The sequence below is a fragment of the Bartonella sp. AA1HLJMS genome (genome assembly GCF_042197445.1).
Lineage (GTDB): Bacteria > Pseudomonadota > Alphaproteobacteria > Rhizobiales > Rhizobiaceae > Bartonella.
The window spans coordinates 2041-26492 of sequence record NZ_JBHIRW010000023.1 but is presented as its reverse complement, the minus strand read 5'-3'; the positions used below and the strand labels follow the sequence as shown (position 1 = coordinate 26492).

Sequence of the window (24452 nt, the reverse complement as noted above, 5' to 3'; positions counted from 1 at the left end):
CAACCCTTAACACACCCTAAGGAATTTGTAAGGGATATACCCTTGACAAGAATAAGACTTCTTGTTAAATCTCTCCTACTTTTTTGCAATTTTCACTTATCGTTGTGCTAATGAAGTGGTTAATGCGTACCTTAAGAGTGCGCTTTTCTTTTTGTGATCACAGTGAAAAAGTGTATCGTGTGATGTTATCATGCAAGTACGATATCGCAATGCAATGCTCATAGAGTAAGCAGTCTATTGGGGTTGTAATATTGTATTTTCGTGTTTTAATATTGTATTATAGTATTGTGTTACGTAAACTATTTAAACGGTGAATATGATGAAAATTAAAAATTCGCTTAAAGCACTAAAAGAGCGCCACCGTAACAATCGTTTGGTGCGTCGTAAGGGTCGTGTTTATATTCTTAATAAAACGAACCCACGTTTTAGAGCACGTCAGGGCTAATTCTTTTAGGACTAATTTCTTTAGGATCAATGTTTTTATGCCTACTTTAATTGTAGGCTTAAAAAAATTTTCTTGCGTTTTTTTGGTTATAAGTCCGTTGATTACAAGTCTAGTATTTGATAATATTTGGTGATTTATCTTTTGGGGGCTTGTTTTTATGGATTTTTCTATTTTTTTTAAAGCCTTTCGATTTTTTCAGCTGCGTTTTTTCTGTATTTTTCAGCGCGCGTTTTTTCTTTTTTTTGTTGGCGTTTTTTGTTTTGTTCCCTCGAGCTATGGGCAAAATCCTCCTTCTCTTCCTGAAGATCGGCCTTCTCCACAATCGCTTTTACCGTTAGATGATCTTATTCCCAATTCTCCTCCCCCTTCCTCAACGCCCTCCGATTCTGATTCCTCGGCGGTTATTCTTGAAGATCTTGACAAAGAGCAGCTTTCCCATGTTGACAGAGTTAAGCAGCGCAAAGAAGCAGAAATTTCACGTTTACTCAAAGAATTGAAATATTGTGCTGATGTTGCTAAAGCGAAAAAGATCAGTCAACAACTTCAACATTTATGGTCCCAATCGGGGAGTGAGACGATTGATCTTTTAATGTCATGGGCTGAAAATGCACTCAACAGCGACGATTATGGACTTGCGCTTGATTATATTGACAATGCTCTTGCACTTTTACCTACTCATTCTGAAGCTTGGATAAGACGCGCTTGGATTCACATTCAACTGAACGATTTCAAACTTGCCCTGCTTGATCTCAACCATGCTCTTGAACTTGAGCCGCGCAATTATAGTGCTTTTTTTGAACTTGGCGTTGTCATGGAAGCAACGGAGCGTCCAAAACTTGCTCTTAAAGCTTATGAAACAGCATTGGATTACTATCCACAAATGCGCAGGATTCAAAAGCGCGTGCAAGCTCTGTTAGACGAACAATCACCCCAAGCTCTTTAAAACCATTCAAGAACAAGACACTTTACGGCATCCTTTCAAACCTAGATAAGACGCAAGCCGGCTTCACATTCCACTCAATAAACTGCCCCTGCTTATAACCACCCCCCCCCAATTGACAGTGTCTTTTTTTGAAACTTAGCCATTACCATGGAAGCAACAGAGCGTTCAAAACTTGGCTCTTAAGATTGATGAAACAGCATTGGATTACACTCCACAAATGCGCAGGATTCAAAAGCGCGTGCAAGCTCTGTTAGACGAACAATCACCCCAAGCTCTTTAAAACCATTCAAGAACAAGACACTTTACGGCATCCTTTCAAACCTAGATAAGACGGCAAAAACCTGTTTCACATTCCACTCAATAAACTGCCCCTGCTTATAACCACACCATCACCCCCCCCCCACACAATTGACAGTGCCTTTTTTTGAATTTGGACCTTTTTTGTATTGAAGGCATCTTCCAAACACTGCCAATATGCCCCTTACAGAATTTCTTCTCATAGCAAGCATACGGGCTTCACGCCTAAGTCCTCTTCAGCCGTTTCTTCTTTTCACACCTTCCATCATGGATAAAAAAAATTGTAAACACGATCCTCAAAAAATACTTTTTGAAAAAAGCTTAAAACATCGCTTAGCGCCTCTAATAAACTATCACCGTCTGTTTTTTATTTATGAGCTTCAACCATATAGCAGCACATACCGTATCGGCTCTCCTCCACCCCTCAAAGTTGATAAAACAGCCCTGAAATATGGCTTCACAAAGCAAAAACTTCAAAGGTGCAACACCAATTCAACCAACATCCTTGAATAAGAAATATTCCTTTCAAAACTCCTCCAAGCATTACCCCCGAAACATAAAAATCAAGCATTGTCGCAAAAGAGCTAATCAAGCCATTGCCAATAAACCGTTCTGCGTCACTCAATCACCCACCCCCACTCATATTTTTTGCTTTTTTACTTTGAATAAGCCATCCATCATACAGCCATTTCGAGCAACCACCAGCAAGGTTATAAAAACTCTCCTGAAATACTTTATGAAAAAGAAGAGAGCGAGGTTATTTTATCCCTAGCAGAAACTCTGAAATTGTTTTATATTAAGGAGGGTGTTCTGCGCTTCTCGACAGGAAATAACGTATTCCTGAGACCTTAATGATCTCCAAGGGAGCTGTCCCTGATCAAGCCCGTGGGCTTTTTCATATGGCGCCCACCTATTTGTATAGGTTCCCGGGATCAGCTTTTTCCATCGGCTGTTGTGGATCACCCTTTATTTATATAACTTTTTTACATCAAATTTTTCCAGCTAAAATTGAGAGCGTCCTTTTACATAAGACCAATGACGATACTCTCTTTTCAAGAAATAAAAATTACGATAGGCTTTATTTTATAAAACAGACAGCACTGACAAAATAATCCCCTCTGTGAATCTGCTTCACCCCTTCGCACGCAAGCAACGCAAAAGCGGCTTGTTGCACCAAGATACCCCCTAAAGAGCACACACTTTTTTTCATGCTTTTTTTTTCATGAGCACAGCTCTTGTCCTAACAGAGATTTACAAAACGCCAACAATGGATAAAATACCAGCATCTTATAAAACAATTGACGAGACAATGACAAATAATCCCCTCTGTGAATCTGCTTCACCCCTTCGCACACAGCAACGCAAAAGCGGCTTGTCGCACCAAAATACCCCCTAAAGAGCACACACTTTTTTTCATGCTTTTTTTTTCATGAGCACAGCTCTTGTCCTAACAGAGATTTACAAAACGCCAACAATGGATAAAATACCAGCATCTTATAAAACAATTGACGAGACAATGACAAATAATCCCCTCTATGAATCTGCTTCATCCCTTCGCACACAGCAACGCAAAAACGGTTTATCGCGTCGTGATGCTCTTTTAACAGAAGAGCGTGCACTCTTTTCGCAGCGTGCTTGTTGCCACTTTATTGAATACCTTGAAAAGAAGGGAACCGATTTTTCACGCCTCATTTTAGCAGGCTATTGGCCCATTAAATCGGAAATTGACCCGCGTCCTTTACTGGATGCTGTAGCGTTACGCGGTGGGCATTTAGCCTTACCAGCAGTTCTTGATTCCACCACCATGATTTTCCGTGCATTTTCGCCCAGCACGATTTTAGAGCCCATGCGTTTTGGCACCTTTGGTCCCAGTGCAGACAATAGCGTTGTTGTCCCCAATAATATTATTGTTCCGCTTTCTGCGTTTGATCGTCACTGTCACCGTCTTGGCTATGGAGGAGGATACTATGACCGTGCTGTTGCAGCTCTTGAAAAACAAGGGCATCAAATGATATTATGGGGCATAGGATTTTCATGTCAGGAGGTTTCTTCTATTCCCGCAGCAGAACACGATCTACAGGTACAAGGAATTTTTACAGAAAAAGGTTTCTTAAAATGTTAAAGTGTGATTAAAGCGCCTATGCGTTTTTTATTTTTAGGTGACATTGTTGGTAGCACAGGCTGTAAAGCTGTTTTTGAACACCTTCCTCAACTGATTGAGAAATGGCAGCTTGATTTTGTTGTGGTAAATGGTGAAAATGCCTCTGGTGGTTTTGGTCTCACACAAGAAACGTATCAAGATCTTTTGATAACCGGTGTTGATGTTGTCACCACAGGTAATCATGCTTTTTCTCACAAAGAAGCATTGCAGTATGCCCATGAGAGTGATCGTTTTTTACGCCCTGCCAATTTTTCGAAAGAAACTCCTGGAAAAGGTTCTGGTGTTTTTACGGCAAAAAATGGCGCCCGTGTTCTTGTCGCCAATCTGTTGGGCAACGTTTTTATGCCGTGTAAAGTAGAAGATCCATTTGAAACAGCGGAAAATATTCTGCTTGCCTGTTCGTTGATGGAGCAAGCCGATACGATTATTTTTGACTTTCACGCAGAAACGACAAGCGAGAAGCAATGTTTTGGCCATTTTCTTGATGGTCGTGTGAGTGTTATCGTTGGCACACATACGCATATTCCCACGGCTGACGCGCAGATCTTAGAAGGTGGGAGCGCCTATTTAACAGATGCAGGCATGTGTGGAGATTATAATTCATCTCTTGGAATGGATAAAGAAGAACCCTTACACCGTTTTCTTTATAAGACGAAGCAAGATCGTTTTGAACCGGCATGTGGTCCTGCCACCCTTTGTGGTTTAGCGGTTGAGATTTCAGATCGCACCGGTTTAGCAGAAAAGGTCTCGGCGGTACGGATTGGTCCTCATTTAAAGCCTGAAGTTCCGGATTTTTGGTAGCTTCTTTTAAGCCACCCCTTTGATAGTTTCTTTCCAAGATTTTCTTTTGAGAACTCTATTTGGCAAGACGACTTTTCTAGCCCTTCCCAAATCCCTACTAAAAACACCCCGCCCTCCAATTTGCCTAATACAGAAACTTTTCTAGCACAAATAAGTCACTCTTTTTAAAAGGATAAAAGATAAAGGATAAAAATTTTCGTGATTTTTAAAACGATGAGAAGGAGGTTTTATTTGGACATTTCTGCGGGGGGGGGGGGGAGGAGAAATGTTAACCCCCTTCTCTAGAAAAAGCTTTATATAATAATTTATTATTTAGCAAGAGCCTCTTTAATCTTTTTTTAATTCTAACGAAAATTTAATCTTAAAATTGCTTTCTGCTTTTTAGGTTTGAGCTCTCTAAAACTTTTCAAAAGAATGTGCTCTTCTTTACTTGAAATCCTTTCATCACAGCAATACAAGACATTGTCTTTTGTTGAGAGATCCGTATAGAAAAAAGAAATGGGAACATTGAGAATATCAGCAATTTCCTGTAAACGCCCAGCTCCTATACGATTAGAGCCTTTTTCATATTTTTGGATTTGTTGAAAAGTCACACCTAACTGGCTACCTAATTTCTTTTGCGGCATTCCCAGCATTGCTCTTTTAAAGCGAATTTTTCTGCCTATCGAAATATCGTTAAAGTGTGGATTTTTAGTTTGCACGTCAAGCTCCCCTGCCGGTTGCGAGCGCCTCTTATGCGTATTCTGGGAGTCTGAAAGTACTGAGTTCAGTCAGCTTTTTTTGCTTTTAGTGCTCATCGCACCTGGACATGGCAAAAACTCCCGGAATCCTGGGATACCCACAAGAGTAGGCTAATCTTATGTACTGAACTTTAGGGGTTTTGAATCCCTCTTGGTCGTTGCGTATACGACCAAAGTTACCCTTTAAGGTATAAAGCAATTTCATGAAATTAGCAATAAAATTTAAAACAGTCTTTATTTGTATTTTTATAAGAGGCAGATAACCTCTCATTTTTGATTAAATTATGTATGAACGAAGTGAGCTCTATTTATTGAAATAAGTATAAGATCATAATCAGGAAATGCTAGACGTAGTAAAAACCGTTCATAGGCATCATGAGCAAACAAGCAAAGAAATATCATGATGATACCACCAATGACCATTGCTGTTTGGTGTTCATAGGGTGCAACTCTCGCTGTGTATCCCCAAAAAAGAAAAATAGGAATAAAGCCAAGCCACCAGCAAAGAAGTTTAAGAAGGCAAAAACTGGTTTACGAATGAATAATAAAATAAGGAAGATTGCGTAAAGCAACCTTTTAACTATCACAGCCAATATTCTACGTATTATCTTGAACACCCCACGCATTATAATTGATAAGATACTCTTTTTATGTCTTAATTTTTTTGGTGTTTGTATTCTTAGCAGAAAGATCGCTCATGATCTCCCCCATTTTCAAGCCACTATATTATAAAATATGTATTATAAAAATGATTTATCTCTAATTATATCATCCAAAAATACAACAATACTTTATTCATTTTAACTAAAAACAAGTGCTTTATTAAGAAGAAAAGCTATTTTCATTAGTAAGAGCTGTTAAATCCTTACGTCTAAAATAGATAGAGCGTCCACAACGAACAGGTGGTTGCCCTTGCATAAGAATAATCTGTTCGTCTTTTCGCATTTCTTGTGTTATTTCATGTGGATATATTAAAGGTCTATGCTGGGTGTTTATATTTTCTGTCCCTCTTGTATGGAATCCTCCTAGAGGTTTGCTTGAATCTTTCACTTCAATGGTCATTTGACCACATGCCTTAGATATATTTTCAGCAGTTTTAATATCTTTTATTGCGGCATAGCTTACAAAAGCACAATTTTCAAACCATGTCATAACGCCTGACGAACCGAAATAGTGTTCTATTTGATCTACAGACTTGTAAAAAAGCATGAGAGATATACCATATTTGCGTCCATGATCACGTGCTTCTTCTAAAATGTTCATATATCCTAAAAGATCAGCATTATCTAAAATAAAGAGCGCTCTTTTTGTATAATTACCATTAGCGGCTTCCATAGCTCTGAGAAAAGAGCCAACAAGGACACGCCCAACACCTGGATAAGATTTTAAAATTTTTGAGGGGATATTTAGAAAAATATCAATATTTCCCTTTGTTATATCGGTAGTTTTAAAATCATGACCACTGATAAGGTTTGCATAGTTAGAGAGTGAAAGCCATTGTATATCTTTTGCAGCAGTAGAATAGACATCTGAGAAAGTTTGTTCAGCCATATTTGTAAACACCCCAAGGGTTTCACGAATAAATTGGGATGGAGAATTTGATCGTATAGATTGCAATTTTCCAATCACGGATGGTTCTGGCATTGACATGATCGTATGAAGGGTTTTTAAGTTTTTTTCCTTTAATGTGTATTCATCAGAAAAGACAATATGCGCAAGTAGTCCTGTTAACAAATTATGTGCCTGTAATACAAAAAATTGATCAGTCGAAGTTGATTTGTCGTTTTCAGAAAGAAGGAGTCTAGCAACTTCAACCAACCCCGCTTCTCTTTCATAAAGGGGTAGATTTTCATCTAACAGCCAATCTAAAGGATTAAAAGTTTCCGTTGAAGAACCATGAGGATCAAGAACGTATACTTTTCTGTTTGACAGCTGCCTTGTTTTTTTTACCATTGGAGCGACTTCAGTTGAAGGGTCAAAAACGACCAGTGGACCGGAATATTTGAGACAAGTTGGAATAACATTACTGGTTGTTTTATAACTACCAGAACCAGCAAAAAATAACATATGGGTTGAATCAAAATTGAGTTTATATGTCAACAATGGCTGGCGACCACCTTTTCCCCATGTTGTTTTGTCTTTAGGATTAAAAGGGACATCTTTAACAATATCTTTGTCGACTCTATAGCGCTCTCCTATGACGACTTCGCCATCACGAGGAAAAATCTTTTCAAGGCGTTTCATACTCATCCATTGAACACCACCAAAGATCGTATTTTTTGAAATTTTCAAAGGTGAAGCTTTAGGTAATGATAGTTTTATCGTGTAACCAAGGATAATAACGCCAATAACAACACCCCATAAAACCATCCTATCAAAGAAAGGAAGAACATCCGCCCATGTCATATTATCTTGACCTACATAGGGACTAAGTCTGATATATTCATTTGCACTATAATAAGTTGCAAACAAACCAAAGATGATCATGGACGAAATAGTGATATTTTTTCTGATATGCCTTTTTTGTAATAAGATGAATGAAGAACATGAAAATGCAATAAGGATTAAAATATCCAGTGGCTTTGATCTTACAAACCAATAAGCATCAGGCGTCGTTCCATTTTCTGTAATGTTATTGATGGTTATATTGACCAAAAAAGCTACAATGATTGAAAAGATGAGTGGCAATGCTAAAAATATAATCTGTTTTTTGTCTAATTTATTGACCATTTTCCCCCCTGCATACCAGAAAAAGCTTCTCTTCCTATTTTTTCGAAATTTTTGAATTTTTATCAAGTTTTGAAACGTAAAGCAAACCATCTTAAGATGAAAGACTTATCTGCCTTTCTAAGACGGGCTTTTATAAAAAGCTCCCCTAAACTAATTTTTCAAGAATTTTTCCAAAGTTTCTTTGATGCTTCACGCGCTATTTAAATTTCTTACTTAACTCTTTTACGACACTGTATATGCTTCTTAACAGAAAAAAAAACCAATAACAATACGCATTAGTGTTCACTGAAAAAAAAGCGCGGTTTATCATGTTGTGCCGTAAAACCTTGTTGTTTAGAGCCGTGATATAAGGCATGTAAAACTTTCCATATTAAGTGTTTTTAGAGTGTGTAATAAATGGGCATGGCTTGCCCTGTAACGCCCTTTTTAAAGTGAACCACATGAATGGGTCAGGAGTAGGTCAAAACCCCGCCAACAGAAGCCGGACTGTTTACAGAGCAGCCCTTAAGTCAGGAATATGCATCCTTTAGAGCGTAGAGCGGGAGGAAATCAAACACAAAATTGCCTTCTGTTTTTGAGGTTTGAGCTCTCTAAAACTTTTCAAAAGAATGTGCTCTTCTTTACTTGCGATCCCTTCATCACAGCAATACAAGGCATTTTCTTTTGTTGAGAGATCGGAGTAGAAAAAAGAAATGGGAACATTGAGAATATCAGCAATTTCCTGTAAACGCCCCGCCCCCTATACGATTAGAGCCTTTTTCATATTTTTGGATTTGTTGAAAAGTCGCCCCTAACTGGCTACCTAATTTCTTTTGCGACATTCCCAGCATTGTTCTTTTAAAGCGAATTTTTCTGCCTATCGAAATATCGTTAAAGTGTGGATTTTTAGCTTTCACTTCAAGCTCCCCTGCCGGTTGCGAGCGCCTCTTATGCGTATTCCGGGAGTCAAAAACACTGAGTTCAGTCAGCTTTTTTGCTTTTAGTGCTAGAGAGCACCTGGACATAGCAAAAACTCCCGGAATCTCGCGATACTTATAAAGCAGGCTAATGTTTCATCTTGGATTTTCAGGCTTTGGGTTCCACCATTCAACCACACTATACGACGAGAACCTTGGTGCTTGTTCATAAAATAATTTCTGGAGACCAGCAATAAAAATTAAAACAGTGTTTTTATCTCATGAGACAATCAAACACAAAATTGCTTTCTGTTTTTGAGGTTTGAGCTCTCTAAAACTTTTCAAAAGGATGTGCTCTTCTTTACTTGCGATCCCTTCATCACAGCAATACAAGGCATTTTCTTTTGTCGAGAGATCGGAGTAGAAAAAAGAAATGGGAACATTGAGAATATCAGCAATTTCTTGTAAACGCCCAGCTCCTATACGATTAGAGCCTTTTTCATATTTTTGGATTTGTTGAAAAGTCACACCTAACTGACTGCCTAATTGCTTTTGCGACATTCCGATCATTGTTCTTTTAAAGCGAATTTTTCTGCCTATCGAAATGTCGTTAAAGTGTGGATTTTTAGCTTTCACTTCAAGCTCCCCTGCCGGTTGCGAGCGCCCTCGCATTGGTATTCCGGGAGTTGAAAGAGCTGAAACTTGACTCAGCCTTTTGCTTTTAGTGCTAGAGAGCACCTGGACATAACAAAAGCTCCCGGAAATCCGGGATATCCATAAAGCTGGATAAATACGTGTCTCAAGTTTAGGGTCTTTCATTCCCTGTTGATCGCTGCGTAGACGACCAAAACATTCTCTTACCAATAAAGTAATTTCATGAAATTAGCAATAAAATTTAAAAACAGTCTTTATTTTATGAGCTCCACCCCCGCCTCTCAAACTTTTATGCCCGCTCGTAAAAACTCCAAAACCATGAAATAAAACCCACGTTTATTGAGAGGACTAATAACCCTTTATTTTTGAGATCACACCTCCCAAAAGCACACCTAACAACATATCACCCCCTCCCAAAGCCATTTTTGAGAGACATCTTACAGATTTACACTGTGATGCGTTGGATTTTTGCACCACAACGAGCCAATTTTTCTTCTAATCTCTCAAATCCACGATCAAGATGATAAACACGATTGACGATTGTTTCCCCCTTTGCTGCCAATGTAACAAGAGTAAGAGGGCTGCAATCACAAGAGAAACAACAAGCACGCAAATCCGTCGCCATGATGAGGCCCCCCTTGCAAATTCTCTGTTCCACGAGACGGTTGCCCTCTCGCCCATCAAGCTTTATCTGTGCCCTCAAGCGATTGAGTTCTTGAACATGCATAAAACGATTTTCGAAAACCGTCTCTGTAATTTCACGCGCTTCCCTCAACCCCGCGTCATGAGCGCCATGAACGAAACTTAGACAATAATCACGAGCCTCCTCAAGAGTGAGAGAAGCAAAACTTTACACGAAAGAAAAACCATTCCGAAAAGAAAACAGCAGCCACAAAAGCCATACCCTTGAAAGATGGAGATTTGAAAGAACTATTGAGAAAATCATCAAGAATGTACGGCTCCAAAATTCCACAAGCAAGAGAGTAAACCATTAAAAATGCACCAGCCAAGCCCAGCGCCCCAAGCCCAGCCCCCCAAGCCCAGCCCCTCCCAACAAGCAAACATTGTGTTAAAACGCCCCCAAGCAATCGCCCCCCTCAACCACAGCGCAAAGCATTCAGCATATCTTTAACAGGTTTACACTTTGAAAGCTTTACACTGTGATACGTTGGATTTTTGCGCCACAACGAGCCAATTTTTCTTCTAATCTCTCAAATCCACGATCAAGATGATAAACACGATTGACGATTGTTTCTCCCTTTGCTGCCAATGCTGCAATCACAAGAGAAACAGAAGCACGCAAATCCGTCGCCATGACAGGAGCCCCTTGCAAATTCTCTGTTCCATAGACAGTTGCCGTCTGCCCATCAAGCTTTATCTGTGCCCCTAAGCGATTGAGTTCTTGAACATGCATAAAACGATTTTCGAAAACCGTCTCTGTAATATGCGCGATTCCTTCAGCCCGTGTCATGAGCGCCATGAATTGCGCTTGGAGATCAGTTGGAAAAGCAGGATAAGGTCCTGTTTTAATATCAACGGGCATAATTTTGGTGTTCTTTGGATTTCGCTTAATATGAATTCCTTGAGGTTCTATTTGAATCTCGAGTCCTGTTTTTTGGAGCACCTTAAGCACTTTTGTGAGATGATTAGGATTTGCATTTTTAAGAAAGACATCTCCTCCCGTCATAGCAACAGCCATTGCATATGTTCCCGCTTCGATTCGATCAGCAATAACGCGTACTCTAGCACCGTTGAGTTTTTTAACCCCTTCAATTGTAAGCGTTGTTGTTCCTTCACCGGTTATTTGAGCCCCCATAGCATTCAGGGTTCGAATAAGGTTTGTCACTTCTGGCTCACAAGCTGCATTCTCAAGAGTGGTTGTTCCCTTTGCCATTGTCGCCGCCATCAGCAGCACATGGGTTCCACCAACAGTGACTTTAGGGAAACGATAGTGAGCACCTTTTAACCCCTTTAGCGCTTTTGCATGAACATATCCATTTTCGATAGTAATCTGTGCGCCTAAAGTTTTAAGTCCCTCAAGGATAAAATCGACAGGTCTTGTTCCAATAGCGCATCCTCCAGGAAGCGAAACATAAGCCTCTGCGCATCGTGCAAGCAGAGGTCCGATAACCCAAAAGCTTGCACGCATTTTTTTCACCAGTTCATATGGTGCCCGTGTTGTGGCTATTTTTTGCGCCGTAAAATGAATTGTTCTTGAATTCACACACTCATCGTTAAACTCTTGTCCATCAACGGCATATCCAACACCATGATTATTGAGAATACGAATAAGCAATTCAACATCGGCCAGATGCGGAATATTTTCTAAAGTGAGCGTTTCTTCTGTCAGCAGCGCCGCAATCATAAGAGGCAATGCAGCATTTTTTGCCCCAGATATAGGAATTGTTCCTTGAAGTTTTTTTCCCCCAACAATTTGAATAGAATCCATCGTGTTTTCCCTCTTTTCCTTTGTGCCTGCCCTTCCAAAGGATTGTCCCCCTTCGGGAAGTTATGCTTTATTAATCGTTTTAGAACGCATTCTAACTATGAGAACAAATTATTGAGAAGTTTGGTTGCAAAAATTTACTAAAAAACATTTTTTTGCATTTTAGAGCTTTTTGCATTTTAGAGCTCTGGTTGTGCTCTTTTTCGGCTTTGCTCTTTTCGACGTTTCAGGTTTTGACGCAATTGTTGTGCCAATCTTTCTTGACGTCGTTTTGCTTTTTCATCTTGATGATTAATTTCATTTTGTTTTTGTTTTTGATGCATTTGTGTCATTGCGCAACCTTTTAAACAGTGTTGAGCTTCTATCCAAGCAACTCATAACCTTAAATATTTAAGCATATAAGAAACATATGTCATGACATAAGATACGTTTTCTTGCAAGAATATACAAATGTTCTCTTGCCTATTTTCTGACAATATGGCACAAGACAGCGCAAAGATTGAAAAGGGCTGCGGTAGCTCAGTGGTAGAGCACTCCCTTGGTAAGGGAGAGGTCGAGAGTTCAATCCTCTCTCGCAGCACCATTTTATTCTTCTTTTGCCTCTCTCTTCTTGCCCTTATAAGTCTTCCCTATAAGCCTAAATCTTTTCCCCAACCTTCATCGGCTTCATCAAATCCTCCATCCTTTAAACCATGCGCTTCAATAGCCTCAAAATCAGTAGCCTCAAAATCAATGGCTTCAAAATCAATAGCCTCAATGCCACGCTTAATCTCTAAAATGCTTTGCGAACGGCTTTTGAAATTGACCGCCCCCCAAAGAATATCCCCCCACCCCTTGCCTCCCCTCTCTTTCCTTGCCCCTCCCCTTTCCTTGCCTCTCCCTCTCTTTCATTTCTGTAAGATTGTCCCCCTTTACTCCTTCTCTTTACCAAGCCTCACTATTGCAACAACTCTTGGCACTTGAGACGGTATAGGCATTTTTATTTTTTCAATATTTTATTTCTTGAATATTTTTCCCCACAAGCTCACCCTGTTTGTAATATGCAAACAAACGATTTTACTTGATTCAATATAAGAGCGTCTGAATAAGAAGGGTTGAAATAAGAACATCTCACACTATTTCGGGCTCTCATTGAAATTCAAATTAAATCTCAATAATGAATTATTATAAACTCATTGTTTAAACATATCCCATTGATACCTTTATCCGCCCCAAAACGAATAATCTTATCTTTCCAGCCTCTCTATCCACCTCAAGCAACACAAGTATTCCCTGTAAAAATTAGAATAAGCTTCATCGATCCTATTCGTCATTTACAACAGATCTAACAGAGCCATTTCCAGAACCTCCTCTCAACGCCTTTCCCATTCTCCCCACCCCTTACCAAAAGCAAAAAACAAACAGTGATAAAATCCCCTCAATAAAGCTTTCACTAAGCACCCCACGCTCCCATATGGCAAACATCCCATATGACAGGCATCCCATATGGCAGAAAATTGAGAGCCTGCCTTTTCAAAGAAGATCCCTCATTACCAATTTTATACACTATGGTTTTCCACGTGCTCTAAGCCTCCCTCTTTCAACACGCATCTTTTTTATACGAATACTTTGATTGATACGGATAGCGTTATTCGTCTTGCATAAGAGCCCCAAGAGCGAAAAGCTCTCTCCCTCTGTTCTATTGAAATTAATCACCCCTCTTCGCTTACACTTCACAAGCAGAAAGATCCGTATGGCGAGAAACTTTCCAAGAAAAGCATATCTCTTCTTAAAAAGCCTCCCAGTAAACGAGATTATGAATCGTCTCAAGAGCTACAGCCCATGCCGCAATTTTGGCAACGGCCCCCCCCCAATAGTACCAACTTACTTTTTCATAAAGTAAAAATAGGGTGCGCAATGTTTATAATCTCTGGGGGGGTATAATCTACGGACTTTATAATCTACGGGGCTTGACCGTTATACCCCTCACGATATTATTCACAGGCGCCAGTATGAAATTTATGAACGCCGGCATAAAATGGCTGTGAAATGAGCTTAGAGCGAGATATCTTTATTAAAACAAGTGCGTGAATGTACAACAACAAGTATATTTCATTTGGAGTATTTTGGATATTGCCTACTCTCCCCACCCTAGGACAACCATTTTGGCTACAGATCCTCTTATATATTCTGCATATTTTCTGCTGTCATATCTCCTCCAATAAGCTAAAACCCCACATATGCGGGGTTTTAGCCAGTACCACACCTTTATTTAGACACATTATGATCATTATAACCATTTTTATTAAATACGTTTTTACGTATATTTTCAACACAAAAATAACACATATTGATTTATTTAACAGAAATCAATTAAATATTCATGATAATCATTAAAAGTTAAAATGATGAAATTATTATTCAGAACGTACGTCATAATATTTATAACGTTTTTTTCTGTATTCATATTATTGGGTTGTACTCAAGTAAGCGATCTCGCTGAATACGATAGGCTTTACCAAAAATATGTCCATGAAAATTACACTCCTTTAGCATATTCTCAGAAATTAGAAAAAGCAAAAAAAGAGGTAGAATATTTAAAAGCGTATATGGAATGGACTGTAGACATACCCCATGACAAAAGTCAATTTTGGAGGCATTTAATAACATTGCCCAGTAATCCTCCAGAATTCAATATTTTTAAACATTATCACATATTGCTTGTTTTTTGTGGACGTTTTTTTGATTTATGGCAAGGTGATAAAACGATGCCCACACTTACCTTTAACGACTTACCAACAAGACTGAAGGATTTTAAAGCTAACGGGATGAAATACAGGAAAAATTGGGATTATATAGAAAATATTTTCTTCCAAGCAAAGTTTGAAACAAACTTTGATGATCCAATGTTTGCGTACGCAGAAAAATTTTTGGATTCCCCTAATGGCATTAGTCGAAAAGAACAAACTCTCCAGACAGAGCTGCTCATAATAGGCAATGAACTCACTCGTTTTAGAAACACAGCAACAATGTGCGTTATGGCTAGAGAGGTATACCTTGCCATGATGCCCAAAGAAAATGTAAAACCGCCCGTAAGATATAGCACTTTTGAAAAATGGAAGCAGTATTTAAAAAATCTTTAAACGGATCATAAAACGCCTTTCAAAATACTTCTAAAGAACCATTAAGCCCCCCTCACAATGACTATAATCAGGCACAAAGAGGGTATAAAAACAATGTTAATTAAACAGTCTTTATCGAGAAGCGTCTTAATTATCGCTCTTTTAACAATGCATCTTTTTTATTCTTCAAAGGGATATACTCATTCGAATGAAGTGTTCTCTTCAAAAGAAATTACAGAAAGAGAGAGATTCTTCCGCATTTTCCTTGTTAATGGAAGTCGCTGGTGGGAAGAAAAATTCTACCAAATTCTCTGGATAGAAAAAACATTTTTTTTGGAAAACAAGCAGCAGTTATCGCAACCGCTCTATGAAAAACATGTCAATATAATAAAAAAATGGCAGAATATAATCAAAAAACGACATCATGTATTTAATACTCTGTGCACCCTTATAGAATTAGAAATAGATGCAATGCGACATGTGAATGAAGCAAAACACTCTCATGAGCATACAGATCTCTCAAACCTTATGAAACACATAGAGACATATCAAGAGCGTATAGCTAAAAACAAGAAAGAACTTGAGAAACTTGATCATGAAATTGAGATCTTATACAAAGTTATCATAGAGTATACAAAATTACCATAAACTTTGATCTATTCATTCCATAACTTTATGAAAAGTGCTTCTCAAAGGGTCCCCTGTATTTTCAAGCGTTTTGAACTATCTATCGCCACCTTTAGATACAGAGTGCCAAAGTACAGTAACGTTATCATACAATTTGTTGTATTTTACCAACACAAAAATAACACATATTGATTTATTTAACAGAAATGACTTATAAAAGCTCATCAGAAACAAACGACAATAAATACCTTATGTTTAAACACTTTATTTTCTTCGCTATCGTAATAAGCGCTGTTTTATTTACGCATCATACAACGAGTGGATGTACAACAGATGGTCTTTTTGTTGGAAGTACTTCTCCGATCAATTGTATTTCAAAAGAATATATAAGACAGAAAATAAAAAAGAAGCTATTAGAAAAAGAACGCGAAAGAGAATGATTAGAGCTTGAACAATTTTCTGTTAGCGCTTGTCTAGGTGGAAAATTTCCTGTTTATTATGGCGTTTCTATTATCGATTGTGTTTCAGAGGAAGAACTAAAACAAAATCGTCTTAATCAAAATCATTTTAATAATGAAATTAATATAATGAACTTATTCCTGCAATGGTTTATCGTAGCATTCGTAATAACAACGATAATGTCTGTTCCCATAAGTTTACTTTGGCGTTTTAGATTTAAGGTTTCTGCCTGTTTATTTACAATAATGACAACCTTGGCTATTATTGCCGTCCCTTTTACATTTGATTTATCGTCTCTCTTTTAATCTATTTTTGTAAAAAATATTTCTAAAATATTAAAAACACCCTGCATTTTTAAGCGTTTTGAACTGTATCTCCTCTCATTTAGAGACAATAGCCCCAAGTACAGCCATGCCACTCAATACAATTTTCACCATATTTCTAACATAAAAATAACACATGTCGATACATTCAAAAGAGATCAATTAAACGATCTTATAAAATAAGAGCAATACACAAAGTAGCTGTATTTAATGATAGTAAATGAAGACGATTATTATGGAATTCTTGGTGTAAGCTACGCATGCAACGATAAACAGATAAAATCTGCTTTTCGTAAATTAGCTCTGCAATACCACCCTGATCATAATTCTAGTACCGAAGCAGAACAAAAATTCAGAAAAATTTGTGAAGCCTATGAAGTTCTTAAAGATCCTCAAAAGAGAGCTGCTTACAATCAGTTCTATCATAAAACTTTTAAAGATAATGACAAGGCTTCTGAAATTAGTAGAAAGCAAGAGAACAGACGACAAGATAATACCGAGCATGTAATTGGTAGTATCATGAATGTAATTTTCATTATTTGTGGAATAATACCTATAATGTGTTATATAATTTCGTTTTTTACGTGGAATATACCACTAGGAATAATAAGTATAGGGTTATTAATTTTCATCAGTATAAAAGGATATTTGGTAAATATTGGTGCATTTATCTTCGGGATCATACTAATATCATTTATCAAAGTTATATGGAGAAGTATCTATTGATCAGTGCTTTTGAAGAGCTTTAAGATCAGTCCCACAGTGAATTCACAAGGTGTGGTAATTTTTGATTTTCTATAACAAGGTAGTGTAGAAAAACATAGAGATTATAATGTCTCTATCCGTTCTTTTCTTATTCTCCCGTTTCCTCCACCCCTCTATTTTTTTCCACAACCTGCCCCCCAATCTTTTCCCCAACAAGCCCACTTGACTCCACACAGACTTTTTCTCATGCCCCTACATCCTTTTCCCATATCGGCTAAAAAAAATCCCCCAAGCCCCCGCAAAGCTCTCTCCCCCCAAGAACGAAAGCATAACGTACACCATTGTCACAGCAATGAAAAAGCAACTCAGCCCTTTCATTGCGGCTCCCCCCCAACACTCACCACAAAAGCACCCAAAATCACACCACCATATCTCTAAACAACTTGGCCTTACTCCCCATTCTCGTTTTCCCCTCCAGCATGCCGCGCCGCCTTGCATGCGCTCCAAGCACCCTTTCTTTCCCCATTTTCCCACCATGCCTTTCACATTCATGACCAAGCTCTTTGCGCTCCCTGCACTCTTTGCGCTCTTTGCTTGCACCCTCCTCCAACACAAAAACCAGCTCTTTTCCTCCTTGAACGTGCCTTTTTATAGGTTGGAACCTGTCTGTACTGCTGCTTCCCTTCCCCTAAACCTCATTTTTGTTCTCTAGCATGCTTTCGTGTCACTCCAAGTCACAGGATAACGACCTGCCCCCTTCATCCCCACCATTTCCTCCTCATCCCGCTCCAACATTTCTCTTCCCAAAGCCGCGTATCTCCCCCTTTTCCATATCGGCTAAGAAAATCTCCCAAGCCCCCGCAAAGCTCTCTCCCCCCAAGAACGAAAGCATAACATACACCATTGTCACAGCAATGAAAAAGCAACTCAGCCCTTTCATTGCGGCTCCCCCCCAGCACTCACCACAAAAGCACCCAAAATCACAGCCTCCATATCTCTGAACACTTAGCCTTACTCCCCATTCTCGTTTTCCCCTCCAGCATACCGCGCCGCCTTGCATGCGCTCCAAGCACCCTTTCTTCCCACATTTTCCCACCATGCCTTTCACATTCATGACCAAGCTCTTTGTGCTCCCTGCACTCTTTGCGCCCCCTTATTTGGCACCCTCTTCCAACATATGCTTTGCTCTTTTCCCCCTCTGCTCTTTCCTTTTTATAGAACTTTGCCTCTCCTCAACGCTACACAAGATCCCCTTCTTCCCCTCTTACGTCTCATTCTTGTTTTGCCCTCCAGCATACGTCTTGCATGCGCTCCAAACTCCCCGCTTTCTCCCTCCTTCAAAGCAATTTCTGTTCTTATATGAAAACCTGTCTCAACCGATTTAATTTGCTGTACCATCTTCTCCAAAGCCTCATTAAAACGGCTAATTTCATTTTCAAGCTTGCAAATATATGCTTCATCACGATAAGCTCGTTTAATCAAAGGAGGCATATCCGGCCAATAGAGCATTAAATCCACCCATTCGCGTTGAGAAATCCATAACCCTCCTTGACATTGTGCTTTATGTTCTGCTGGAAAGCCCTTTTGCATGAAATGAGGAATTAAAATTTCAGGTTTTTTTGTTTTAATTTCCAACAATCCATTTTTTCCAATAAAAGCATCGGGAGAAAATCCTTGTCTGCGGTCATCTGCCAAAACAAAGCCAATACATTCAGGTTCTGTATGTGTCAGTTTCCCATAAAGCTGTCGCGCGCTTGGTTCTAATTCAGTCCCACGTCGCATAGAAAGCGTTGTTCCTTCATCAACGGTTTTTCCTGTAATTCTTTCTCCCGCCAATTTCATCATCACACTCTGATAGCGTGACGTTTTTTGCCCATGTTTTTTTTGCGCCATAACCATCTCAAACAAAGAAGCCGTAATCAAACCATTACGCACTTTCTGCCATTCTTCTGTTCCTTGAATACAATCGATAATGATTGGCATAGTATTTCTCCCCTTCTTTAAGGTGCTTTTTTTGCAACATATTCTCTTTGAAACATTCATATCTTTTAAGATGCATTCCCCACTAAGAATGACAGCATCCTTAAATATTGTGCTGCTGAAATCACAAAAGCTTTTGGAAACGCCCCCCTCAACATCCCCCTCCCCACAAGTTTCTCATCCCCTCCTTTTCCATATCGGTTAAGCCCCTCCCAAGCGGCGCACCCCTAGACGAAAGCATAACGCGTGATATTTTCTCCCCGATAAAAAAACCTCTCGCCCATCATTGCCCCCTAAGGCTCAATACAAAAACGGTCAGAACCGCGCCCCATAGCGCCTTCCTCTTCTTCCCTCTCAAACACCTTCCCTCATTTCCCAACATGCTTTCACATTCATATCCAAGCTCTTTGCACTCCCTGCGCTCCAAGCCCTCTACTTTTTCCCCCCTCCCTCAACACTCTACTCCTTCCCCCTAAGCCTTCATTTTTGTTCTCCAGCATGCTTTCATATCACTCCAACCCCACTGGATAACCCGCTGCCCCTTCATTGCCTTACCCCCCCAATGAACCAGCCGGCAACTGCCCCCCACACACAAGCGTCCGCAATTCCCCATATATAGGGCTCTTTTCTTCATGCCCTCCTTTCCATATCGGCTAAGAAAATCCCCGCAAAGCTCTCCCCCAAGCGGCTCCCCTAAGTCGTCCCCCCCCAAGAACGAAAGCATAACGCACACCATTGTCACCGCAATGAAAAAGCACTTGGGCCCATCATTGCGGCTTCTTTTTTCAACCCTGCTACTGCACGACGGAAAAATCATGGCGGCAATATTCTTCCTCCAATTTTTTTGCCATAGACTGAGCCACCTCTTGCGATATAAAATGTATAGCGTTGTGTTTTTGTGGTTCGAGTCTGATTAAATTTCGCGTGTTGCCAGCATAATAAAGTGGAAACCCTTGATAAGAAGTCTTGAGATAACTTGGCATGTTTACCACCAATAATCTGTCAAGACATCACATGGGCGTAAACGATGCTGTTTTTCATAAGAGCCATAGAGATTATCTTCATAATCGCAAGCCGCTCTTTCATTTAAACAAGCATGATAAGCTTCACTATTCAAAATGAAGGGCTGCAATTGTGTATTTTCTTCATTTATTTCATGATTTTCGACATAAAAATCAGCGATTTGTTCCGTAACATCTTCAGCATGAGAAGTTGTCAGATCGAGTCGTAAAACTCTATAAACAGTTTCACATTCTTCAATCAGTTCGAGCACTTCTTCGATTTCGTCGATTGGTCCTTCATAAGTACAAGGATTTTCCTCTTCGCATAAAACGACAATGATTTCATCCTCTTTAACGAATGAAATATTTTTCATGATTTCCCCCTTTAGATAGTTGATAAAGCATAGCCTTGTCTTGACAAGACTAAATATAGCGTTAGTCTTATCTCCTCTATAGGAGAGATGTCAACCATTTTATCCTTCATAAAAGATATATTTTAAATATCTACGGGGTTCAAATGACATATGTAAAGAAAAATCTATTATTCTTTGTTCCTCTCATGCCCCTTTGTTGTTCTCTATTTGTTCTTACAAAATTGCAATTATAAACACACAGGAGAGATAAAATGAGTGACATAATATTAATAAAACACTGGAGTCGCCTTGACTCAAAAGCACAGAAGGAAGTTATTTTGAAGCTTCGTCAATTGGTCGCCGCAAAAGAGTCAAAATCGCCTGTCTCTCTTGCGGAGAGAGTTTCGAAATAAGCTCTATAAATTCTTTATCTTCAGGGCTAGCCCCTTTCCCGTAAAGAATATAATTCATACTGATATTAATTTCGTGACAAATTCGCGAGAGAGATTCGATTGTTGGTTCTTTTCCTTCAGCAAGAATAGAATGAAGGTACCCCGCGCCTTTACCGGCAGCGAGGGAGATAGATCTTTTTGACCGCCCACTTTTTTCCAAAGCGATTCTTAATCTTTGACGCCAACCATTGATATTCATAATTTCACCATATAGCGCGTCTTTTTAAAAAAACACGTCCTTTTTATAAAACGGGCTTGCATTATCCTCTAAAAAGGATAAAATTAAGGAAACAAATTTTACTTTTTAGGGGGAAATTTTTTTATTTTTAGATCATAAAAACACTTTAACCACCCTACCGGATATAAAAGACCACCTCCAAAGCTTCTGCCCAAAAGCAAGTACGTTGAGAATGTGTGGTATTCTTTATTTTTTCCATCACCGCAATCTTAAATCGTAAGTTTGCATGCGCTTCAAGCACAGCCAATCATTTATAAGCATCGTAAAGAAGCCTCTAGTCATCATCGAACAGAGCCAAAAGCAACACAAGTTAAATCCTTATTTGAGCTTTTATCATCAATAAAAATGTATAAAAAAGAAGAAAGTAGATTGCAGTATGAAACACGCTAATCAACAAGAAACTCCTCATTATGAATCGTCTAGGCTTCCATATGTTTGTTGGTATCAAAATGACTTTCTAGGAGGTGTACGTGGGATGCGCGCACACGAAATTGGAATCTATACGATTCTTCTCAATGAAATGTATGCCCGTGGCCGACCTTTAGAAATATCGAAAGAACGTTTAGCGCGTCTTTGTGGTTGTGACAAGCGAACTTTTGTTAATGTTTTAGAGATGCTCATCCAAGAGGGCAAGATTTTAAATTTAGCCAATGGGTTATGGAACAAGCGTTGCGAAAATGTTTTTCAAGAGCGTGAAAAATTGCTTGAACAAAAATCCTTTGCGGGTCGTTCTTCGGCAAAAAAACGCAAGAAAATCAATACTGAGATGCAACAACTGCTTAACGAGCGCACAAAAGATGGTGAACAAAACTCAAAAGCTCAAAAGGCAGAAGAAAAGGAAACACCTTACGGTGTTTTAGAAAAGAAAATTTTGTTTGATGAGACAGAACCTTGTTTTTCCTGCGAAGAGAACTTTGAACAAAGCGATCATCCATCACCCTTATCGGCTCTTGATTCACCTCTCCCTTTGCCTGCCCAAGCAGAAGCGGAGCAAAAAAACGCCTCCCCTTTAAACGCTCCCCAAGCCGAGTTCACTCCCGCCCCTATCGCGCAAATTGTCACGGGGGAAAAAACAAAATCCGCCACCACTCTTCCCCCCAGCAATCTTCCTGCCTCCGTCCCTCCTTCTTCCAACAAAAAAACCACAACCTCAGTTGCCAAAGGGCATCGTCTTCCTGAGCATTGGCAAGCAGACATCAAGGCGGCAGTTTCAGAAGGCTTGAGTGAAAGCCAAGCCCATTGGCAAGAAAAGAAGTTTCGCGACTATTGGCAAGCCAAAGGCGGCAAAGAAGCTCTCAAAGTAGACTGGCAAGCCACATGGCGCAACTGGTTTCGCCGTGAGATCGAACGGCAAGAACAGCAAAAACAAAGGAGCTCCTCATCTTTTACCTCTGAGAACAATGACACGCTTTACCGCAGTTTGATCAACTATAGCGACAATTTTTGACATCACACAAACAACGTATTTTTCAAGCAAGCGCGGGGACAAAAATGCTTCAACACCACAACAGCATCGGACAAAACAACACAGAACAAAACAAAATGCGGCAAAACAACAATGAAATAAGCTCTTCACACCGTAAAACGAGTCAACATCGACCATTTTTCTCTCATCACAAAAGCGTTTTCCCCACGCAAAAGACCCTCACAGGCACCCCAACACATGCCCCAACAAGGTATCCCAAAACAGGACTCTAGCATGCACCACCCTCTCTCAGACATATCCACCCCACCCTTCTTTCACCCCCTTCCTCCTTTCCGCCTTCCTCCTTTTCCCAAGGCGCCACTTCCCATGCTCTTGGCAAACAGACATCAACAGAGCAGCTGCAAAAAAAACTCAATGAAAAGCAAACTCTTTGGCAACAAACCACCCCTCCCACACAGGCACCCCAACTCATGCCCCAACAAGGTATCCCAAAACAGGACCCCAGCATGCACCACACTCTCAGACATCCACCCCACCTTCTTGCATCCTTCCTCCTTTCCACCTTCCTCCTTTTCCCAAGGCGCCACTTCCCATGCTCTTGGCAAACAAACATTAACACAGCCATTTCAGAAGGCTTGAGTGAGAGCCAAGCCCATTGGCAAGCCAAGAAGTTTCGCGACCATTGGCAAGAAAAGAGCGGCAAAGAAGCTCTCAAGTAAACTGGCAAGCCCCATAGCACCACGAGACTTTACGATCAGATCAAACGGTGAGAACAGCAAAAACAGAGTCCTCACTTCTCACATCTTGAGAAAAACGAAAATAATATCACGAATGACCATGAGCACAATTTTTGAAATCAAACAAAAACTTATCTCACAAGCCGATAAAATAGCAGAAATGCTTCTTCCCCAAGGGCACAAACGAGGCAACAATTGGATTGTAGGCAACACACGTGGTGAAGCTGGTCAAAGTTTATCGATTTGCTTGAGTGGTAGTAAAGCAGGACTTTGGTATGATTTTGCAGAAAGCACTGGAGGAGATCTTTTAGACCTTTGGTGTGAAGTCAAAGGCATTAGCCTTTCTCAAGCCTTAGAAGAAGCACGCGCGACTCTCAATCTGACACGCCCCAAACCCTTTATGGCGCCCCATCGTTCCTATCGCCGTCCACCGGTTCCTACAGGGCAGAGCCCGCAGAATCTTGTAAAAACCTATCTCCACGAAGAACGCCGCATTCCTCTAGAAATTATAAAGCGTTACCGCATAGGAGAAAATGGCAAAAAAATCATTTTCCCCTTTTATAAACCCGACGGCACCCTTGCTTTAGTCAAAGAACGGCTTGCACAAACGGGAGCAAAAACCAAACCAACAGCCTCCCAATGTGAACCGATTTTATTTGGTTGGCAAGCTCTTTACCCCACAAACCACACCTCCACGCAGGCGCTCCAACAGGCACCTCAGCAAGCATTCCAACACACACCTCAGCAGGTACCCTCAACCAACCTCACCTCTACACAGGCACCCCAAAACACCGCCTCAACCAACCACCCCTCCACACAGGCGCCCCAGCAAGCATTCCAACACACACCTCAGCAGGTACCCTCAACCAACCACCCCTCCACACAGGCGCCCCAGCAAGCATTCCAACACACACCTCAGCAGGTACCCTCAACCAAC

At 40.0% G+C, this 24452-nt stretch carries 24 protein-coding genes, 1 tRNA gene, 1 other RNA gene and 3 pseudogenes; 12 read left to right on the top strand and 17 right to left on the bottom strand.

What is annotated here, in order from left to right:
• The first annotated feature begins 319 nt into the window (after positions 1 to 319).
• Together ykgO and ACFIQE_RS06810 are read left to right on the top strand one after the other, a co-directional pair.
• Positions 320 to 445, top strand: coding sequence for a type B 50S ribosomal protein L36 (gene ykgO / locus ACFIQE_RS06815; RefSeq protein ID WP_004863016.1), 126 nt, complete (start codon positions 320 to 322; stop codon positions 443 to 445).
• A 157-nt stretch (positions 446 to 602) separates the two neighbouring features.
• Entirely contained in the window at positions 603 to 1388 is a 786-nt protein-coding gene (locus ACFIQE_RS06810) for a tetratricopeptide repeat protein (protein WP_375706878.1), read from the top strand.
• A gap of 754 nt (positions 1389 to 2142) precedes the next feature.
• Here the strand turns inward: ACFIQE_RS06810 and ACFIQE_RS06805 are convergent.
• Complete coding sequence (locus tag ACFIQE_RS06805; protein ID WP_375621483.1) at positions 2143 to 2310, bottom strand: hypothetical protein; 168 nt, start codon at positions 2308 to 2310, stop codon at positions 2143 to 2145.
• A 179-nt stretch (positions 2311 to 2489) separates the two neighbouring features.
• Between ACFIQE_RS06805 and ssrS the strand changes: the two genes are divergently transcribed.
• The 4 genes from ssrS to ACFIQE_RS06785 all read left to right on the top strand — a co-directional run bounded on the left by ssrS (position 2490) and on the right by ACFIQE_RS06785 (position 4647).
• Positions 2490 to 2650: non-coding RNA, 6S RNA (gene ssrS / locus ACFIQE_RS06800), on the top strand.
• A 257-nt stretch (positions 2651 to 2907) separates the two neighbouring features.
• A complete protein-coding gene (locus ACFIQE_RS06795) occupies positions 2908 to 3081 on the top strand; it encodes a hypothetical protein (RefSeq protein ID WP_375675213.1) in 174 nt (57 codons plus the stop codon).
• Positions 3082 to 3201: 120 nt separating this feature from the next.
• Complete coding sequence (locus ACFIQE_RS06790; RefSeq protein WP_375707428.1) at positions 3202 to 3807, top strand: 5-formyltetrahydrofolate cyclo-ligase; 606 nt, start codon at positions 3202 to 3204, stop codon at positions 3805 to 3807.
• 18 nt (positions 3808 to 3825) lie between these two features.
• Positions 3826 to 4647, top strand: a complete 822-nt coding sequence (locus ACFIQE_RS06785) for a TIGR00282 family metallophosphoesterase (protein WP_375613599.1) — start codon at positions 3826 to 3828, stop codon at positions 4645 to 4647.
• Positions 4648 to 4991: 344 nt separating this feature from the next.
• Here ACFIQE_RS06785 and ACFIQE_RS06780 read toward each other — a convergent pair whose 3' ends face one another.
• The 8 genes and pseudogenes from ACFIQE_RS06780 to ACFIQE_RS06745 form a co-directional block, all read right to left on the bottom strand.
• The gene (locus tag ACFIQE_RS06780; protein WP_375707427.1) at positions 4992 to 5348 is read right to left on the bottom strand and encodes a helix-turn-helix domain-containing protein; all 357 of its coding nucleotides are present in this window, start codon (positions 5346 to 5348) and stop codon (positions 4992 to 4994) included.
• Positions 5349 to 6209: 861 nt separating this feature from the next.
• Entirely contained in the window at positions 6210 to 8117 is a 1908-nt protein-coding gene (traG, locus tag ACFIQE_RS06775) for a Ti-type conjugative transfer system protein TraG (RefSeq protein WP_375707426.1), read from the bottom strand.
• Positions 8118 to 8643: 526 nt separating this feature from the next.
• Positions 8644 to 9121: pseudogene (locus tag ACFIQE_RS06770) on the bottom strand (helix-turn-helix domain-containing protein).
• 171 nt (positions 9122 to 9292) lie between these two features.
• Positions 9293 to 9649, bottom strand: a complete 357-nt coding sequence (locus ACFIQE_RS06765) for a helix-turn-helix domain-containing protein (protein WP_375707425.1) — start codon at positions 9647 to 9649, stop codon at positions 9293 to 9295.
• Between the two features lie 463 nt (positions 9650 to 10112).
• On the bottom strand, positions 10113 to 10442 hold the full coding sequence (locus ACFIQE_RS06760; protein WP_375631872.1) for a hypothetical protein: 330 nt from the start codon (positions 10440 to 10442) through the stop codon (positions 10113 to 10115).
• Between the two features lie 52 nt (positions 10443 to 10494).
• The gene (locus ACFIQE_RS06755) at positions 10495 to 10755 is read right to left on the bottom strand and encodes a hypothetical protein (RefSeq protein WP_375673919.1); all 261 of its coding nucleotides are present in this window, start codon (positions 10753 to 10755) and stop codon (positions 10495 to 10497) included.
• Positions 10756 to 10820: 65 nt separating this feature from the next.
• On the bottom strand, positions 10821 to 12116 hold the full coding sequence (gene murA / locus ACFIQE_RS06750) for a UDP-N-acetylglucosamine 1-carboxyvinyltransferase (protein ID WP_375611654.1): 1296 nt from the start codon (positions 12114 to 12116) through the stop codon (positions 10821 to 10823).
• A 176-nt stretch (positions 12117 to 12292) separates the two neighbouring features.
• Complete coding sequence (locus ACFIQE_RS06745) at positions 12293 to 12445, bottom strand: hypothetical protein (RefSeq protein ID WP_375607050.1); 153 nt, start codon at positions 12443 to 12445, stop codon at positions 12293 to 12295.
• 176 nt (positions 12446 to 12621) lie between these two features.
• Between ACFIQE_RS06745 and ACFIQE_RS06740 the strand changes: the two genes are divergently transcribed.
• Positions 12622 to 12696, top strand: a tRNA-Thr gene (locus ACFIQE_RS06740).
• A 1185-nt stretch (positions 12697 to 13881) separates the two neighbouring features.
• Here the strand turns inward: ACFIQE_RS06740 and ACFIQE_RS06735 are convergent.
• Entirely contained in the window at positions 13882 to 14010 is a 129-nt protein-coding gene (locus ACFIQE_RS06735; RefSeq protein WP_375707424.1) for a hypothetical protein, read from the bottom strand.
• Between the two features lie 487 nt (positions 14011 to 14497).
• Between ACFIQE_RS06735 and ACFIQE_RS06730 the strand changes: the two genes are divergently transcribed.
• The 3 genes and pseudogenes from ACFIQE_RS06730 to ACFIQE_RS06720 all read left to right on the top strand — a co-directional run.
• Positions 14498 to 15235 carry a hypothetical protein gene (locus ACFIQE_RS06730; protein WP_375707423.1) on the top strand — a complete coding sequence of 246 codons (738 nt, stop codon included), beginning with the start codon at positions 14498 to 14500 and terminating at the stop codon, positions 15233 to 15235.
• Between the two features lie 93 nt (positions 15236 to 15328).
• The gene (locus ACFIQE_RS06725) at positions 15329 to 15862 is read left to right on the top strand and encodes a hypothetical protein (protein ID WP_375702871.1); all 534 of its coding nucleotides are present in this window, start codon (positions 15329 to 15331) and stop codon (positions 15860 to 15862) included.
• A 971-nt stretch (positions 15863 to 16833) separates the two neighbouring features.
• Positions 16834 to 17073: pseudogene (locus ACFIQE_RS06720) on the top strand (DnaJ domain-containing protein); the annotation flags it as partial.
• A 673-nt stretch (positions 17074 to 17746) separates the two neighbouring features.
• Here the strand turns inward: ACFIQE_RS06720 and ACFIQE_RS06715 are convergent.
• The 7 genes from ACFIQE_RS06715 to ACFIQE_RS06685 form a co-directional block, all read right to left on the bottom strand.
• On the bottom strand, positions 17747 to 17941 hold the full coding sequence (locus tag ACFIQE_RS06715; protein ID WP_375621491.1) for a hypothetical protein: 195 nt from the start codon (positions 17939 to 17941) through the stop codon (positions 17747 to 17749).
• A 165-nt stretch (positions 17942 to 18106) separates the two neighbouring features.
• The gene (locus ACFIQE_RS06710; protein WP_375707422.1) at positions 18107 to 18442 is read right to left on the bottom strand and encodes a hypothetical protein; all 336 of its coding nucleotides are present in this window, start codon (positions 18440 to 18442) and stop codon (positions 18107 to 18109) included.
• Positions 18443 to 18540: 98 nt separating this feature from the next.
• Positions 18541 to 19311 (bottom strand): lambda exonuclease family protein, encoded by a 771-nt coding sequence (locus ACFIQE_RS06705; protein WP_375707421.1) that lies wholly within the window; start codon positions 19309 to 19311, stop codon positions 18541 to 18543.
• Positions 19312 to 19780: 469 nt separating this feature from the next.
• Positions 19781 to 20032: a hypothetical protein gene (locus ACFIQE_RS06700; RefSeq protein ID WP_375707420.1), complete on the bottom strand. Its 252-nt coding sequence runs from the start codon at positions 20030 to 20032 to the stop codon at positions 19781 to 19783.
• Between the two features lie 70 nt (positions 20033 to 20102).
• Positions 20103 to 20291, bottom strand: coding sequence for a hypothetical protein (locus tag ACFIQE_RS06695; RefSeq protein ID WP_375702868.1), 189 nt, complete (start codon positions 20289 to 20291; stop codon positions 20103 to 20105).
• Positions 20292 to 20293: 2 nt separating this feature from the next.
• Entirely contained in the window at positions 20294 to 20683 is a 390-nt protein-coding gene (locus ACFIQE_RS06690) for a hypothetical protein (RefSeq protein ID WP_375621497.1), read from the bottom strand.
• A gap of 312 nt (positions 20684 to 20995) precedes the next feature.
• Positions 20996 to 21313, bottom strand: coding sequence for an XRE family transcriptional regulator (locus ACFIQE_RS06685; RefSeq protein ID WP_375621498.1), 318 nt, complete (start codon positions 21311 to 21313; stop codon positions 20996 to 20998).
• A 415-nt stretch (positions 21314 to 21728) separates the two neighbouring features.
• On the opposite strand from ACFIQE_RS06685, the gene ACFIQE_RS06680 reads away from it, so the two are divergent.
• Both ACFIQE_RS06680 and ACFIQE_RS06675 read left to right on the top strand, forming a co-directional pair.
• Positions 21729 to 22799, top strand: coding sequence for a DUF1376 domain-containing protein (locus ACFIQE_RS06680; RefSeq protein ID WP_375707419.1), 1071 nt, complete (start codon positions 21729 to 21731; stop codon positions 22797 to 22799).
• Between the two features lie 816 nt (positions 22800 to 23615).
• Positions 23616 to 24452: pseudogene (locus ACFIQE_RS06675) on the top strand (bifunctional DNA primase/helicase); the annotation flags it as partial.

What these genes read in the sequence shown, in the direction of transcription:
- ykgO (WP_004863016.1), top strand. Translation starts at nt 320, where the DNA reads ATGAAAATTAAAAATTCGCTTAAAGCACTAAAAGAGCGCCACCGTAAC.
- ACFIQE_RS06810 (WP_375706878.1), top strand. Translation starts at nt 603, where the DNA reads ATGGATTTTTCTATTTTTTTTAAAGCCTTTCGATTTTTTCAGCTGCGT.
- ACFIQE_RS06795 (WP_375675213.1), top strand. Translation starts at nt 2,908, where the DNA reads ATGAGCACAGCTCTTGTCCTAACAGAGATTTACAAAACGCCAACAATG.
- ACFIQE_RS06790 (WP_375707428.1), top strand. Translation starts at nt 3,202, where the DNA reads ATGACAAATAATCCCCTCTATGAATCTGCTTCATCCCTTCGCACACAG.
- ACFIQE_RS06785 (WP_375613599.1), top strand. Translation starts at nt 3,826, where the DNA reads ATGCGTTTTTTATTTTTAGGTGACATTGTTGGTAGCACAGGCTGTAAA.
- traG (WP_375707426.1), bottom strand. Translation starts at nt 8,117, where the DNA reads ATGGTCAATAAATTAGACAAAAAACAGATTATATTTTTAGCATTGCCA.
- murA (WP_375611654.1), bottom strand. Translation starts at nt 12,116, where the DNA reads ATGGATTCTATTCAAATTGTTGGGGGAAAAAAACTTCAAGGAACAATT.
- ACFIQE_RS06745 (WP_375607050.1), bottom strand. Translation starts at nt 12,445, where the DNA reads ATGACACAAATGCATCAAAAACAAAAACAAAATGAAATTAATCATCAA.
- ACFIQE_RS06730 (WP_375707423.1), top strand. Translation starts at nt 14,498, where the DNA reads ATGATGAAATTATTATTCAGAACGTACGTCATAATATTTATAACGTTT.
- ACFIQE_RS06725 (WP_375702871.1), top strand. Translation starts at nt 15,329, where the DNA reads ATGTTAATTAAACAGTCTTTATCGAGAAGCGTCTTAATTATCGCTCTT.
- ACFIQE_RS06710 (WP_375707422.1), bottom strand. Translation starts at nt 18,442, where the DNA reads ATGAATGTGAAAGGCATGGTGGGAAAATGTGGGAAGAAAGGGTGCTTG.
- ACFIQE_RS06705 (WP_375707421.1), bottom strand. Translation starts at nt 19,311, where the DNA reads ATGCCAATCATTATCGATTGTATTCAAGGAACAGAAGAATGGCAGAAA.
- ACFIQE_RS06700 (WP_375707420.1), bottom strand. Translation starts at nt 20,032, where the DNA reads ATGCTTTCGTTCTTGGGGGGGGACGACTTAGGGGAGCCGCTTGGGGGA.
- ACFIQE_RS06695 (WP_375702868.1), bottom strand. Translation starts at nt 20,291, where the DNA reads ATGCCAAGTTATCTCAAGACTTCTTATCAAGGGTTTCCACTTTATTAT.
- ACFIQE_RS06690 (WP_375621497.1), bottom strand. Translation starts at nt 20,683, where the DNA reads ATGAAAAATATTTCATTCGTTAAAGAGGATGAAATCATTGTCGTTTTA.
- ACFIQE_RS06685 (WP_375621498.1), bottom strand. Translation starts at nt 21,313, where the DNA reads ATGAATATCAATGGTTGGCGTCAAAGATTAAGAATCGCTTTGGAAAAA.
- ACFIQE_RS06680 (WP_375707419.1), top strand. Translation starts at nt 21,729, where the DNA reads ATGAAACACGCTAATCAACAAGAAACTCCTCATTATGAATCGTCTAGG.